Origin of the sequence: Pedobacter rhodius (assembly GCF_027213645.1) — a bacterium.
In the GTDB taxonomy this organism is placed as follows: Bacteria; Bacteroidota; Bacteroidia; order Sphingobacteriales; family Sphingobacteriaceae; genus Pedobacter; species Pedobacter rhodius.
In genome coordinates this window covers 133,445-148,901 of the sequence record NZ_JAPWGL010000004.1, presented here as the reverse complement: position 1 = coordinate 148,901, position 15,457 = coordinate 133,445, and the positions used below count along the sequence as shown (strand labels likewise).

At 37.2% G+C, this 15,457-nt stretch carries 13 protein-coding genes; 1 reads left to right on the top strand and 12 read right to left on the bottom strand.

Annotated elements, in window-relative coordinates; all coding sequences use genetic code 11:
* Positions 1-464: 464 nt before the first annotated feature.
* The 5 genes from O0931_RS14970 to O0931_RS14950 all read right to left on the bottom strand — a co-directional run bounded on the left by O0931_RS14970 (position 465) and on the right by O0931_RS14950 (position 5,851).
* The gene (locus O0931_RS14970) at positions 465-1,589 is read right to left on the bottom strand and encodes an alpha/beta hydrolase (protein ID WP_269416395.1); all 1,125 of its coding nucleotides are present in this window, start codon (positions 1,587-1,589) and stop codon (positions 465-467) included.
* Between the two features lie 123 nt (positions 1,590-1,712).
* Positions 1,713-2,072 (bottom strand): hypothetical protein, encoded by a 360-nt coding sequence (locus O0931_RS14965; RefSeq protein WP_269416394.1) that lies wholly within the window; start codon positions 2,070-2,072, stop codon positions 1,713-1,715.
* Between the two features lie 9 nt (positions 2,073-2,081).
* Complete coding sequence (gene dacB, locus O0931_RS14960; protein WP_269416393.1) at positions 2,082-3,494, bottom strand: D-alanyl-D-alanine carboxypeptidase/D-alanyl-D-alanine endopeptidase; 1,413 nt, start codon at positions 3,492-3,494, stop codon at positions 2,082-2,084.
* A gap of 18 nt (positions 3,495-3,512) precedes the next feature.
* Positions 3,513-4,637: an ATP-binding protein gene (locus tag O0931_RS14955; RefSeq protein WP_269416392.1), complete on the bottom strand. Its 1,125-nt coding sequence runs from the start codon at positions 4,635-4,637 to the stop codon at positions 3,513-3,515.
* A gap of 224 nt (positions 4,638-4,861) precedes the next feature.
* Positions 4,862-5,851: an aspartate-semialdehyde dehydrogenase gene (locus O0931_RS14950; protein WP_269416391.1), complete on the bottom strand. Its 990-nt coding sequence runs from the start codon at positions 5,849-5,851 to the stop codon at positions 4,862-4,864.
* Between the two features lie 48 nt (positions 5,852-5,899).
* On the opposite strand from O0931_RS14950, the gene O0931_RS14945 reads away from it, so the two are divergent.
* Complete coding sequence (locus tag O0931_RS14945) at positions 5,900-8,506, top strand: lamin tail domain-containing protein (RefSeq protein ID WP_269416390.1); 2,607 nt, start codon at positions 5,900-5,902, stop codon at positions 8,504-8,506.
* A 256-nt stretch (positions 8,507-8,762) separates the two neighbouring features.
* Here O0931_RS14945 and O0931_RS14940 read toward each other — a convergent pair whose 3' ends face one another.
* From O0931_RS14940 to O0931_RS14910, 7 genes are all read right to left on the bottom strand, one after another.
* Positions 8,763-9,632, bottom strand: a complete 870-nt coding sequence (locus tag O0931_RS14940) for a sugar phosphate isomerase/epimerase family protein (RefSeq protein ID WP_269416389.1) — start codon at positions 9,630-9,632, stop codon at positions 8,763-8,765.
* Positions 9,633-9,647: 15 nt separating this feature from the next.
* Complete coding sequence (locus O0931_RS14935) at positions 9,648-10,484, bottom strand: sugar phosphate isomerase/epimerase family protein (protein ID WP_269416388.1); 837 nt, start codon at positions 10,482-10,484, stop codon at positions 9,648-9,650.
* 41 nt (positions 10,485-10,525) lie between these two features.
* On the bottom strand, positions 10,526-11,419 hold the full coding sequence (locus O0931_RS14930; protein ID WP_269416387.1) for a hydroxypyruvate isomerase family protein: 894 nt from the start codon (positions 11,417-11,419) through the stop codon (positions 10,526-10,528).
* Position 11,420: 1 nt separating this feature from the next.
* Positions 11,421-12,659, bottom strand: coding sequence for a nucleoside permease (locus O0931_RS14925; protein WP_269416386.1), 1,239 nt, complete (start codon positions 12,657-12,659; stop codon positions 11,421-11,423).
* A 125-nt stretch (positions 12,660-12,784) separates the two neighbouring features.
* Positions 12,785-13,465, bottom strand: coding sequence for a 3-keto-disaccharide hydrolase (locus tag O0931_RS14920; protein WP_269416385.1), 681 nt, complete (start codon positions 13,463-13,465; stop codon positions 12,785-12,787).
* Between the two features lie 119 nt (positions 13,466-13,584).
* Positions 13,585-15,042, bottom strand: coding sequence for a Gfo/Idh/MocA family protein (locus tag O0931_RS14915; protein ID WP_269416384.1), 1,458 nt, complete (start codon positions 15,040-15,042; stop codon positions 13,585-13,587).
* A gap of 23 nt (positions 15,043-15,065) precedes the next feature.
* Positions 15,066-15,449, bottom strand: coding sequence for a c-type cytochrome (locus O0931_RS14910; protein ID WP_269416383.1), 384 nt, complete (start codon positions 15,447-15,449; stop codon positions 15,066-15,068).
* Positions 15,450-15,457 lie beyond the last annotated feature (8 nt).

Here is a 15,457-nt window from a genome sequence, read left to right as displayed (position 1 = left end):
TTCTTAATTTTAAATCAATATTGGTTTTTGGAAGCAATTGATGTTATTTCCGGATAGCAATACCATTTTTTTGTTGTAAATTTTTTTAACCTTCTGTCATTTTGAAAAACGAAGAATCTGTTTCATCGGTTGCGGATGCTTCGTGCCTCAGCACGACAGCATATGCACAGTTTCTGCGATGAAAAGTATTTCACTGCAATCGGGTTTAGATAAGTCAGCTACTGTAATTCTTGGAACGAACCACCTGAAAATTTATTGAGGATTTTCAATAAAGCTTCTTAGCCTTGATTATTCATTGGTGTCTATTTATTTTTAACTGTGTTCATGAGCTCGCAGAAGGCTCGGTTTTTGGCTACTTTTTTACCACGTAAAAAGGACAAGGCTGTCTGGCTAAGACAAAAAAGCTACTAATCAGATGGCCACAGCCAATGAAAAATCGGCTTCGCAATGAGGAGTTAGGGTATTTATCGAGCTATAAACTGATAAAAAGGTACAAACTCCCGATGCCAAAACCATCCCGAATGTTTTCCGTCTTCTTTTTCAACAAAAACTACATTTTTCTTCTTACCGTTCGGATTCAAAATGACATAAGCTTTCTTCATGTCTGGAACCATATCTGTACTTTCTTTATCGCCTGCAACAAAATACACTTTGCTATCAATCATGCCTGCTAAATTAAGAGCAATATCATCGTAAATTTTAGGCGCCACCCAAAAAGCCGGACTAAAAACTCCCGCCGAACCAAATACTTTCGGGTAATTAGCAATGGCATACATCGAAATTAATCCACCCATCGAACTTCCGACTATGGATGTATTTTTTGCATCCTTTAATGTTCTATATTTCGAATCTATAAAAGGTTTAAGTGTTTCAACTAAAAACGAAACATATGCTTTTCCCTCGCCTTTCCCGAACTGGCTATCGTATGGGTTATATTCTATCAAGCGGTTTTTTCCGCCATGGTCTACAGCAACAATGATCATTTCCTTTGCACCAGTTCTAATCAAACTATCCATTACTGTATCAACAGCCCATTCATTTGAACGTGGAGGGTTGCTGTGAAATAAATTCTGACCATCATGCATGTAAATCACTGGATATTGCTTTCTCGAATCCTTATAGCTTTTAGGTAAATAAATCCAAATCTTCCGATTTTTATTTAATTGAGGTATAAACAATTCAGAATCTACAACATGAATGTGGTCGCCGTATTGATATTCTTCTTTAAGCTGCTTAAAATTATCGGTCCAGTCTACAACATTGATATTCATTACAGTATCGACATTTAAATTTACCGTTCTGTTGGGGGTAGGTTTGCCATCACTTTTCGATTCTGCTTTATCCCAACTACCTCTGGTAATTTTAAACTCAAAATTTCCTTTAGGTAAATTAAGTGAAATAAAATAAGCGAGACTATCTTTTTTTATCAAGCTGTAATTAGTATTTCGCGGATTCCAGTCGTTGAAATTTCCTGCAATAAATAAACTATCTGTTATTTTCTTTGGAACATGAACATTTAAATCAACTTTAACCTGGGCAAATAAGGCAAAGGGATATAATAGCGTAAAAAATAGAATTTGCCTTAACATATTAAATGGTTTTGATATTGCTTTAATTGCAACGTAATTTAAATAAATACCTTCTGCTATAACCCCAGAAGTTATGCTTTAAATAGTTAATTTATTCAGTAAAGTAATTGATTAAGCTTGGCATTAAATATTGGCAAAGCCAAAACTTAGCCTCGCCAGTTCAGTTTTTACCTGATTCATTCCAATTAAACCGCCCGAAAATCCACTCGTTTGCTGAAAAATATTGACCATGAGATCGCCTTCAGGGGTCGGGCTCATGGTTATACTAAACTTATAATAGGTAACAAATGCCCCAAGTAAAAGTCGCTGTATTCTGCTTCCCTTTTCCAGGATTAAATTTCCAAACCCCTGGTCTGATACTTTATACCCTTGTTGTTCTAAATGAAAAGTAATCAATTTGGTCATTTCTTCGATGGAAATATTTCCATATAAATTAGAAATCAAACCGTCTACAGTCTGAAGGTTTTTAATAAAGTGAGGCATCGTATTATTTTATTTTAATGTATCTAAAACTTTAAATAGTTTCCTGTTAATTCCGCTACTGCTGTAATTGTTGATATTGATAACGATTACATACTTATTTCCTGCCGGATCTATATGGTAACCTGCAAAAGCAGACACATCATTTATTGTTCCACTTTTAATTTTCATGCCGTTATAATCTGGTAAGGCCTTGTAAAAATCAGGGAACCAGCTTTCTTTTTGGATTCGGAACAGAATACTTGCCATTGCTGAAGTTGTAATTCTATCGCCGGGAGAGAGCCCGCTACCATCAATAATATTTAAAGCCGATTTATCGATACCTTTTGCTGCCCAGTAGTTAATTTCAGTTTCTGCGCCTTTAGCTGTGGTTCCGGCTTTTCCCGATTTTACGGCAATGGTTTTCAACAATGTTTCGCCGTACAGGTTAATGCTTTTTTTCAAAAACCAGTAGGTCATTTCACCTAACGTTGGCGAACTAATCGTACTTATTTTTTGGGTTATAGCAGGAATAGCCTGATGATTCAAATCCATTAATCTTGCTGTAGTCGCTTGTTGATTAGTGGTAATGCCTAATCTTTTCAGCGTATCCTGTAAGCGGTAGGCACAATCGAAAGCAGGATCGGGTAGTGCAACAGAAATTCCTGATTTGGCAATGCCAATCCCCCAGCTGCCACGTAAATAAGCAACATTGCTATAGGGCGGAAGGAAGGCATAACTTCTGTCGCCTGAACCAGAACTGCCGGTTTTCAGTTCATTTACAATCTGGATATAAGGTGTTTCAGGAACAGTTTTTATAACTTTGACATCATCAGTTGTGTCTGAACCTGGTTTTAAATGAATATCGAACTGATTTTCCCGCCAGGCCAAGCCTGAAGTTCCTGCACCGTAATAATTGCCAATATCTTGCCAAACCCAACCCTCCGGTGTGGTTTGCGTTCCAAAAATTCTGTCATCACCAATGATTGCGCCTTCAATTTTTTTTATCCCTGCTGATTTGATGGCAGCAATCCATTGCATTAAAACTGTGTTTTCTTTATTTTGATATCGCCATGAGCCTAAAGTGGGGTCGCCACTACCAATTATAATCAGATTGCCCTTAAGCGTTCCATCGCTTGTAATATTCCCCGAATAAGCTAAAGTTGTTTGAAATTGAAAATCTTTGCCCAAAATGCTGAAAGCTGTGGCGGCAGTAATGGTTTTTAAAGTTGATGCAGTAGCCAAACCGATTTCTTCGTTTTTGGCGAAAAGTGTTTTGCCTGTATTGGCATCTAAAACACAAAGTGAAGTTATGGCGTGTTTTGCCTGTTCATCCGCCAGCAAATTATTAAAAGCTTTCTCCAGGTTTTGGATGTTGTTTTGGGCAATTGTATTGGTTGCGGAGCAAACAAATATTAATATGAAGAACAGTTTGAAAAACTTCATTTTATAGTGCTGAATGATTTATAACAGAAAGTTGGTGTAATTGGATTTATTTATAACGTGAGTTGCGTTAGTGTTGTATGCATTTAGAAATGTAGATGGAAATTTAACTTTTTTCTTCTCATTCCATTTTATTTCTATAGCATTTATTTTCCCATCGATTTCCTCTATTAAATCAATTTCCTGTTGCTGAAAACTCCGCCAAAAATAGTATTTAGCAAGTTTTCTTTTGTTATTATTGGCCTTAACATATTCTGAAACAATATAATTTTCGAAAAGTTGCCCGGCATCCTGTCTTAATCCTAACGTACTAAAGTTTTCGATTATGGCATTTCGTATGCCGGTATCGTAAAAATATATTTTTTTACTTTTTTTTATTTCATTGCGTAAATTATTACTGTAAGCGCTCAGTCTAAACACGACAAAACATTGTTCCAATAAATCAACGTAACGTTCTACAGTTAGTTTATCGGCTTCAATCATCTGCCCCAGCTCACTATATGATACTTCGTTTCCAATTTGTAAAGCCAAGGCCTTCACCAATTTTTCAAGTTGTAGGGGTTTTCGAATTCCGCTGAGCGCCAAGATATCTTTAAAAAGATAGCTGTTACTTAAGTTTAATAACAGTTCTTTTTCTTCTCCGGGATAATTTATAGCATCAGGATAAGTACCGTAAATTAATCTTTTTTCAAGGGCCTGTTCTTCGGTAAGTATATTGGTTTCTTCAACAAGCTCTGCTACCGAAAAAGGGTAAAGGTGGTATTCAAATTTTCTTCCCGTTAAAGGTTCTTTTATGCCTGCAGCAAGATCTAATGAAGAAGAGCCTGTAACTAAAAGCTGTACATCAGCAAAATTATCAACAATTAACTTTAGTGTTAAACCAATATTGTTAATCCGCTGTGCTTCGTCGATAAAAATAATTTTATTTGTGCCTATTATCGATTTTAATCGCTCTATACTAATGTCTGTCAGCGTGTTACGTACATTAGCTTCGTCGCAGTTTAGAAAAACGAATGGCAATTCGGTCTTTTTAACCAATTGTTTTAGCATAGTGGTTTTACCTACCTGCCTCGCGCCGGTAACTATAACAGCTTTTTGTTTAAAAAACTTCGATTCGATATGAGCTTGTAAACTTCTGATAATCATATCATTCTTTTTTACAAATATAAGAAAATTAAAAGCTAATCTCTTTTTTATATATAATTTAGATATTGTAATCTCTTTTTTATATATAATTTAGTGATTATAATCTCTTTTTTATATATAATTTAGTGATTATAAGTTCTTTTAATTTAAAAGACATTAATCAAAAGGGCATAAAAAAACCTGTGAATTTTGAGTTTCACAGGTGTTAACTGATTTTTTTATTTTTATACCAACTCTTTCTGAATTAAATATTCCGCAATCTGAACTGCATTTGTTGCAGCACCTTTGCGTAAGTTATCTGCCACAATCCAAAGGTTTAAAGCTTTTGGCGCCGATTCATCCCTGCGGATACGACCAACAAAAACCTCATCTTTTTCATGTGCATCTTTTGGCATCGGATATTTCAGGTTTGCTACATCATCTACAACGATAATACCCGGCGATTTTTCTAAAATGCTGCGAACCTCAGCTAAATCGAAATCATTTTCAAACTCAATGTTAACCGATTCTGAATGGCCACCCATAACCGGAATACGAACAGTAGTTGCGGTAACTTTAATGTTGTTATCGCTCATAATTTTGTTCGTTTCTTTAACCATTTTCATCTCTTCCTTAGTATAGCCATTTTCCATAAAAACATCGATATGAGGAAGAACGTTTAAGTCGATTTCGTATGGATAGGCTTTCGGACCATCAATGCCCTTACGCTCGTTCATCAGTTGCTCAACCGCTTTAACGCCAGTTCCGGTAACCGATTGGTAAGTAGAAACCACCACACGTTTGATTTTATATTTATCGTGCAAAGGTTTTAAAACAACCACCATTTGAATGGTGGAACAGTTCGGATTTGCAATAATTTTATTATCAATAGAAAGCTCGTGCGCATTCACTTCTGGAACAATTAATTTAATTGCCGGATCCATTCTCCAGGCCGAAGAATTATCAATAACCGTTGTTCCGGCTTCTTTGAAACGGGGTGCATGTTCTAATGAAGTATTTCCGCCGGCTGAAAACAAAGCAATATCCGGTTTCATGCCAATTGCAGTATCCATGCTAACGATTGGGAACTTCTTACCCTTAAAAGTAATTTCCTTACCAACACTCTTTTCTGATGCTACGGGAATTAACTCTGTTAAAGGGAAATTTCTTTCCTCCAATACTTTTAACATTACGGTACCAACCAATCCGGTTGCACCTACTACTGCTACTTTCATTTTAAATTTTAATTATTATATTTATAAACATTTGATATAAGCCCAAATATGAAGAAAATTCTGCTTATATCCCTATTGTTATTTTGTAAAATTACATTTTCCCAGGTTTCTGATTCATTTACCGATGGCGATTTCTCCCAGAATCCCATTTGGAGGGGTGATGTAAATTACTTTCAGATAAATACCAAAAATCAGCTGCAAACACAAGGGCAACAACTTGCCGCTCAAACAATTTCGCTGTCTACAGCAAATCAGCTGAGTTTAAATGCCAGCTGGACGTTTTTTGTGCAGCTCAATTTCGACCCAACCACAACTAATTTTGTCAGGATTTATTTAACTTCTAACAAAGAAGATTTAAAAGGAAGTTTGAATGGGTATTTTGTGCAGATAGGAGAGACTGGCGCGACTGATGGATTCCATTTATACAAACAAAGCGGTACTTCTGCAACACGGATTATCGTCGGGGCGCAGAAAACAAGAGTAAACGCTAACGTGGTTTTAGCAAAAATAAAGGTTAAAAGGGATGCTGCCGGCAAATGGGACTTGTTTACAGATGTAACTGGTGGGAATAACTTTAATCTCGAAGGAAGTACTACTGAAAATAGTTTTACAAGTTCGGGCTTTGCAGGTGTTTTTTGCAGGTATGCTACTGCGTCGCGGTACAATCAATATATTTTTGATGATTTTAACATCGATGACTTAATTCCCGATACAACGCCGCCTGCAATAAAAAGTATTGCTGCTGTTAACGCCTCTACTTTAGATGTTACTTTTTCTGAACCTTTAGATTTGAATTCGGCAACTGTAACAGGCAATTACAATTTATCAAACGGCTATGGCAGCCCAACAAATGTGGCTTCGACAGCGCTACCAAATGTATATCGGTTAACCTTTCTAAAAGAATTAATTTCTGGTGATTATAATTTAACGGTTAGCCATGTAAGGGATAAAAAAGGAAATGTCATCGCTTTTAACAGTAATTTAGGATTTACTTATATTAAACCTTACACTGTAAAATCTGGCGACTTGGTTATTAACGAAATATTTGCAAACCCAACCGGAAGTCTGGCGCTGCCACAAAAAGAATTTGTTGAAATCTGGAATACAACAACTGAATATATTTTAATGCAAGGCTGGAAATATGCCGACCAAAACTCAACTTATACGTTTTTAGCAGATACAATTAAGCCCCGTCAATACGTAATTCTGGCAGCAAAAGCTGATGAAGCACTTTTTAAACCTTTTGGGAAAACGATAGGACTTTCACCCTGGCCGAGTTTAAATAATGATAAAGATATTTTGACTTTAACGGATAATACAAGCAGAATAATTGATAAGGTTGCTTATTACGATACCTGGTATAAAGATGATGTAAAGAAAAAAGGGGGTTATAGCTTAGAACTGATCGACCCGAAGAATGTATGCGGCGGAACCCAAAATTGGTCAGCTTCTTCTGATGCCTCAGGCGCAACACCTGCTCAATCCAATTCTGTTTATCAAGCTCAAATGAGCACAGAAGTTCCAAAGCTTTTGTCAGCAAGTGTCATCGACAGCGTAACGGTTCAGGTTGAATTTTCAAAATCGATAGATAGCTTGTCTGCTGTACAACTTCCTAACTATTTCGTAAATAATGGTGTTGGCAATCCAATGAGTGTAATTATTCAATCAACTAATTTCAGCACAGCAATTCTTCAATTTTCGAATCCATTAACAAGAGGAATTGAAAATATTTTAACTATTACTAGCGTAACAGATTGTGCCGGAAATCTTATTAGCTCGGCAGCGAACACAGCAAAACTATTTATTGCAAAGAAAGTTACTGCAAATGATATTTTAATTTCAGAAATATTATTTAACCCAAAAGTTGGAGGTGTTGATTTTGTAGAAATTTATAATAATGCCGGGCATGTTTTGGATCTGAAAGATTTGCAGCTCGCTAACTTAGATGCGGGTGGAAAGGCTGGCAGCATTAAAAATCTGTCTGCCAAAAATTTGTTAATTCAGCCGGGAACATATTGGGTTGTCAGCACAAATACAGCGAATATAAAAACCGGTTATGTCTGCGAAAATCTTGACAATTTTATCCAGTTAGGCGCGCTCCCTGCGTACAATAATGATAGAGGAACAGTGATTTTGTTAGGTAATAATATGCAGATTGATAGATTTAACTATACTGAAAAAATGCATGTTGCCTTGCTTCAAAATCCCGAAGGCGTATCGCTGGAAAGGGTTTCTTTTTCGAAAGGGGCAAATGAGGCTGGCAATTTTAAATCCGCCGCTGCATCTGTAGGATTTGCAACGCCAACTTATAAGAATTCGCAAGCGCCTGACGGCCAGGAAAGTTATGTTAAGCTTTTATCTAAAACCTTTTCTCCGGATGATGATGGTTTTGAGGATGTTTTAACTTTAGATTATCAGGTAGCTGAAAATACAAGTTTTGCCACAGTATTGATATATTCGGATAAAGGTCGACTAGTCAGAAGTTTGTTGAAAAATCAAACTATAGGTACAAAGGGAACTTTTATCTGGGACGGTTTAGACGATAACGGACAAAAAGCCCCGATTGGAATTTATATTGTTTTGTTTGATGTTTTCAATTTAAACGGACATACCAGACGTTTTAAAAATACTTGTGTATTGGCTGGAAAATTGTGAAAAGACATGCGAAGTTTAAACCGCTTTTAGGTTGCTTGCGCTCGTTTTTAACGAGTGTATAAACAAGCTAACTAATCGTTTTTGAACTTTATTTAGTCGCTAAAAGCGACTAATTATCAAACATGCTCGTTACAAACGAGGGTGAGCAAGATCGATATCCCATCCTTTCGACCGCAGTGGAGAAATCTTTTTGATTGAACTAATCTTCTAATTAAAGATCTCTCCACTTCGCTGTGCTTCGGTCGAGATGATATTATTATATCAAATTTGCTTTAATGTAATCGCAACTTGTTTTTATCGAGCCAATTGGATCGGGATTGTAATTGGTTTCATGCTCTACAAAATAATGTTGCATGCCCGAAAGCTTTGCCTCGGCAAAAATTGATTTAAAATCAATAGAACCTTTTCCAATTTCTGTGTTCCATTCAGGCTTTGCTTTATCCATATCTTTAACATGCCACATCGGGAAACGACCAGGATACTTTTTAAACAAAGTAAGTGGGTCATTCCCGGAACGAACTACCCAATACAAATCCAGCTCAAAATTTACAAGACTTTTATCTGTTTCATTTAAATAAATGTCGTAACCTGTTGTGTCACCAATTTTTTTGAATTCGAAATCATGATTATGGTAAGCAAATTTTAAACCTGAAGCTTTAGCCAGTTCGGCAACCTTGTTAAAACCTTCAGCAGTTTTTTTAAAACCATCAAGTCCCTTATTTACGTCGACATATGCACCGGCAATAGTGAAATACTTTCCGCCAATTGCAGCCGAAGATTCAATATCTGCTTTCAGTTTATCCGTATTTCCGGTTTTCATGAAATCATCCATGTGATAGTGACCACTAGGGGCCTTCAAACCGTTATCTTTTAATAAAGTTTTGAATTCTTTTGGTGTTAATCCCCAGAATTTTCCGTTAGAGAAACCATACGTTTCAACTTCTTTGTAGCCTGCCTCCGCAACTTTTGCAATTACGCCTTTAACATCAGCTGGTAGTTCTTTACGTAAGGAATACAGCTGCAAACCTACATTTTTGGTTACTTTATCAAAAGCAAAAGACGGAATTAACAATGCAGCACCAGCTGCCAATCCGGCTTGTTTTATAAATGTTCTTCTGGAATTCATGGTCGTGGATTTAAGCTATATTAATTCTTTTTTTATGTAGTCGCAGCTGATTTTTACCGATTCAATCGGATTCGGCTTATAATTGGTTTCATGCTCAACAAAGAAATGTTTCATACCTGAAAGCTTTGCTGCGGCAAAAATTGATTTAAAATTAATTGAACCCTGACCTACTTCTGTATTCCATTCTTTTTTCGTTTTATCCATATCTTTTACATGCCACATGGTAAAACGGCCTGGATTCTCTTTAAATAGTGCTATCGGATCTTTACCTGAACGGACAACCCAATATAAATCCAGCTCGAAATCAACAAGGCTCTTATCTGTTCCTTTTAATAAAATTTCGTAGCCTGTTGTGTCGCCATGTTTCTCAAATTCGAAATCGTGATTGTGATAAGCCAGTCGTATGCCTGCATCTTTACACATTTGACCGGCTTTGTTAATCTTGATAACCAGTTTTTTATAATCTTCTGCAGTTTTTCTTAAATCAGGACTTAACCAGGGAATTGTTACATATTCACTGCCGAGTACTTTTGCAGCGGCAATTGCAGCTTTAAGTTCATCGGTATTATCATCAACCAGATAACTTCCCAAACCGTAATGGCCACTCACCGCTTTTAAACCATTTGCATCTAAAACCTGCTTAAATTCAGCGGGTGTTAATCCCCAAAACTGATCTTTAATGGAAAAACCATAGGTTTCAACTTCTTTAAAACCGGCCTTACCAACTTTTTCTAAAACGCCTTTTACATCTTTTGGCAAGTCTTCACGAAGTGAATACAATTGCAAGCCAACTACTTTTTTATCCGCTGCGAAAGCAAAAGAGGGTATCAGAAAAGCAGCGGCTGCTGCCATACTGCTATTGGTTATAAATTTTCTTCTGGATATCATAATTATTAAATATCGCAAATTGAAATGGCCTTTTTCAAAGAAGCCAGTTTATCTGCATTTTTAGGTATAAATTCTTGTGCTACAAAACCTTTAAAGCCGGTTTCAACTATGGCTTTCATTATGGCAGGATAGTAAAGTTCCTGCGTATCATCAATCTCATTTCTGCCGGGGACGCCAGCTGTATGATAATGCGCGATATAATTGTGACTCGTTTTTATGGTACTGATGACATTACCTTCATCAATTTGCATGTGGTAGATATCATAAAGTAATTTGAAATTTTCAGAACCTAAACGCTTACACAGTTCAACGCCCCATGGTGTATTATCACATTGGTAATCCTTATGGTTAACTTTACTGTTTAGTAATTCCATAACCAATGTGACATTGTGTTTTTCAGCAAGCGGAATTAATTTTTTTAATCCCTCAACACAATTATTCCAGCCGGTTTCATCATCTTTTCCCCGGCGATTGCCGCTAAAGCAAATCAGGTTTTTGTAACCTGCTTCAGCAACGAGCGGAATCATTTCAGAATAGTTCTTAATCAGTTGATCATGAAATTTCTTATCGTTGAAGCCATCTACCAGGTTAATTTCTGCTCCATTACACATGCTTGAGGTTAAACCGTGTTTTTTCAGAATAGGCCAGTCTTTCGGGCCAACTAAATCAATTCCGGTTAGACCAAGTTTTTTAGCCTCAATACATAACGTTTCTACATCAAGTGCACTGAAACACCATCGACATACTGAATGGTTAATATTTCCTTTCAGTTTTGATTCTTGCGCAGTTAAATCTGTGTTATCCATAGCCAATGCCGAAAAGCCAGAACTAACGCCTATAGCCGCTGTACCAGCTATGATGTTTTTTAAAGCGCTTCTTCTATTTAAATTCGACTCCATTTTATACTGTTTTAGCTTCGATTTCTGTTTTTGTTTTATCATTGAATACCAATGCAAAAAGTATAAATACAAGTGCCGCGATACCGGCAGGAATTATCCAGACCATTTTCCAGTCGATAACACCCTCAGCCGATTTATAGGCATCAGAAATTTTACCAGCAACAGCAAATCCGATAAGCATGCCTACACCATAAGTGGCTAAAGTAATTAAACCCTGAGCCGAACTCTTGAAGCGTTCACCTGCTTTAGAGTTGGTATAAATTTGTCCTGAAACAAAGAAGAAATCGTAACAAACACCATGTAATGCAATTCCTAAGATTAGCATAAAGCTCAATTCTCCGGCATTTCCATAAGCGAATAACGCATAGCGAACCGCCCAGGCCAACATACCAACGAGGATGGTCATTTTAAATCCAAAGCGTTTAAAGAAAATCGGTATAAAAAGCAGGAAAATCACTTCAGAAGCTTGTCCGATAGTCATTTTTCCGGTTGGATTATCTACACCAATATCAGATAAAAACGGATTTGCATTTTGATAATAGAATGCTAAGGGAATACAAATCAGAATTGAAGAAATGAAGAAAATTAAAAAGTTTTTGTCTTTCAATAACTTTAATGCATCTAAGCCTAAAACATCAGAAACAGTAATTTTTTCGCCGGTAACTTTAGGAGGTGTTTTAGGCAGCGTAAAGCTGAATATACCCAAAACTAAGGATACAATTCCAGCCATCAGGAACGTATTTTTCAGAAGTCCTGATTCTGTTCCTTCTTTTGAATCCCAATGGAAAAAATAACTGATTAGCAAACCCGCTGCAATCCACCCAATTGTGCCCCATATGCGGATATTTGAAAATTCTTTTTCAGGATCCTTCATCTGGTTAAAAGAAACGGAATTAACAAGAGCCAAGGTAGGCATAAACAGGATCATGTAACCTAGAACGTAGGGATAGAAGACACTTATTTCTGTGGCATTATACATTTGGTACATTAAAACTGCACCGATTATGTGCAAAACACCTAATATTCTTTCGGCATTAAAATATCTATCGGCAATTAAGCCAACGATAAAAGGCGCAATAATTGCCCCCCAGGATTGTGTAGAGAATACAGCTCCGGTTTCGGCACCGGTAGCTTTTAAGTTATTGCCCAAAAATGTTCCTAAAGTAACAAACCAGGCGCCCCAGATAAAGAATTCCAGGAACATCATAAAAGAAAGTTTAAAGCGAGTAGTGCTATTCATTTGGTTAAGTTTTTATATAAAATGGAAGAGGTAAGATGGATAAATAATGTAAGATGGGTAAATGTAATACGGATGATGGGATTGTTTCAAATTATACATTTCCCCTCTTACATCATCCATAGTTATTATAGTTCTTTTATCGAAATGTTTTTATACCAAACCTCATCACCATGGTCTTGCAAAGCGATTTTGCCTGTTTTGAAGGTTCCCCAGTTTTTCCAGGTTGCGAATTTACTACCTGCAACAAGGGCTTTCCAGTTTTCATCCCATAGCGTGGTTTTTACAACCGTAACACCATTTAAAATTAAGGTTAGTTGCCCTTTTTTACTTATAATTTCAGCCGAATTCCATTCACCTACCGGTTTAACAGGTTCTGACGAACTCTTAACCAAATCATACAAATCGCCTGCGCGGTGTTTTGTAATTTTTCCATCCGGATGGCCATCATTATCCAATACCTGCATTTCAAGGCCGGTAGAATAGGTTGCATGGTATTGCGGCTCTTCATGGACATAAAAAATCAGACCACTATTGGCTTTAGGCGCCACTTTCCAATCGTATTTAAGGTGGAAATCACTGTATTCTTTGTCGGTAACCAAATCGCCGCCACCATCTGTACCTTTTTTTGCAGGATCCAGGTGTAAAGTACCGTCATGAACTTGCCAGCCGGTGCCAACAGTCGTTTTATTATAAGTATGCCAACCGGTTGTTGTTTTGCCGTCAAATAAAGGTTTGAAACCTTTTTGAGCATTTGATATTTGTACAGCAGCAAATAAAATTACTGCAGAAAGAATGTATTTTTTCATTTTTTTTTGATTTATTGTCATTGCGAGGTACGAAGCAATCTTAATGCTTTAGAAGGAAATTCCAAAACTTTTTCCTCGTTGTAGGATTGCTTCGTGCCTCGCAATGACGGACATATTTATTATAAAGTTAAATTATTCCAGCCCTTACGGTATTCGCGTTTTACAAACTGGTTAGCCTCATCAAAATTGGTAATTTTCATGTTGTCGTTATCCCAAAGCATTTTCATATACCTGCCTGGATAAGTCACCTTATTATTTACTGTTTTCTGGATATCAAAACTCCTGATTGCCAGGTTTGCCATCAACAATGCTTCCGTTAAGGGGCCGGCAATTTCGAATGGAGAACTTACTTCCTGCTTACCATAACCTGCAATTGCTGCTTCAACCCATTGTTTATAGTGTCCGTTTGCACCATCAGGTACACGGGCATACTTAGGGGCAACCTTGATATCATTATTTCTGCTCAGCGGTAATAGTTTAGGATTTGCGCTATAGGTTTCGCTCATCATTTTGCCTTTTGTACCGATAAATAAGGTTCCGTTTCCTCCATCGCCAAATGTTTCGTTTGCTTCTAATTCTGCCGGGCGTTCGGGTTGAATGCCACCGTCCATCCAGTGTAAAGTAACATCGCCTTTGGTTTTATTGGTTTTAGGAAATTTTAAAGTTACATGGCTCGAAGGCGGACAACTTTCCGGGAAATAACCGCGTTTAAACTCATCAACATAAACAGAGCCAACGCTTGCTTCAACCTCTTTGGCATATTTTAAATTTAAGACACTGAAAGGGGCTTCAATTAAGTGGCAGCCCATATCGCCCAAGGCGCCGGTTCCGTAATCCCACCAGCCACGCCAGTTAAATGGTACCAGTTTATCTACATAATCCTTTTCAGGAGCAGTACCCAGCCAAAGGTTCCAATCTAGTTCTTTAGGAATTTCCGCTTTTTTATCAGGCCAGGGAATACCCTGCGGCCAAACCGGACGATTCGTCCAGGCGTAAACCGTATGTACGTCGCCGATTAAACCGGCTTCATACCACTCTTTCATCTGACGGGGGCCATCGTTGGATGCACCCTGATTACCCATTTGCGTAACTACCTTATATTTTTTAGCAGCGGCGGTTAAAATACGGGCTTCGTAAATATCGTGGGTTAAAGGCTTTTGAACATACACATGTTTACCCAATTGCATGGCCGCTAAGGCCTGAATTGCATGGTTATGATCAGGTGTAGAAACCGAAACGGCATCGAAATTTTTATGCTCCTTATCTAATAATTCCCTCCAGTCTTTATAATATTTAGCTTTTGGGAAAGCTTTTACACTCGCTGAAGCTCTTCTGTCATCAACGTCGCATAAGAAAGCGATGTCTGCCTTGCCGCTCTTCGCAAACATTGCAATATCACTTTGACCTTTACCGCCGGCACCAATACCTGCAACCAATAAACGATCACTGGGCGCTAAAAACCCCTTGCCACCTAAAACATGGCGTGGGACAATCATAAATGCAGCGGCAGCAATAGCACTGGTTTTAATAAAATCACGGCGGTTACTCGTGTTTTTATTTTCTTGCTCTGTTTTCATTATTAGTAGGTTTATATCTGGTTCTATTTTTTTAGCGACAAAATATATTTTGCCATTAATTTAGCATCTTCCTTTTTTAAAGTTGCGTGAGCTGTCATTGGCATAGTACCCCAAACACCTGTTCCGCCCTTAATAATTTTATCTGCTAAATAATTAATGTTCTTTTCGTTATTTGCATATTTTTTTGCAACATCTACATAAGCCGGACCGATAATTTTATTGGTTTTGTTATGACAACCTAGGCAATCGGATTTGTTAATTAATTTTTCACCTGGAGATACCTGAAAAACGGCATGGGTGTTTTTAGTTGCAATTGAAGCTACAGCTTTTTCTTTTGTTAAATCGGCTTTTGAGAAGGATGCCATAAAAATTACGACAGCACCTAAAATTAAAAATGTTTTTTTCATGTGTGTTT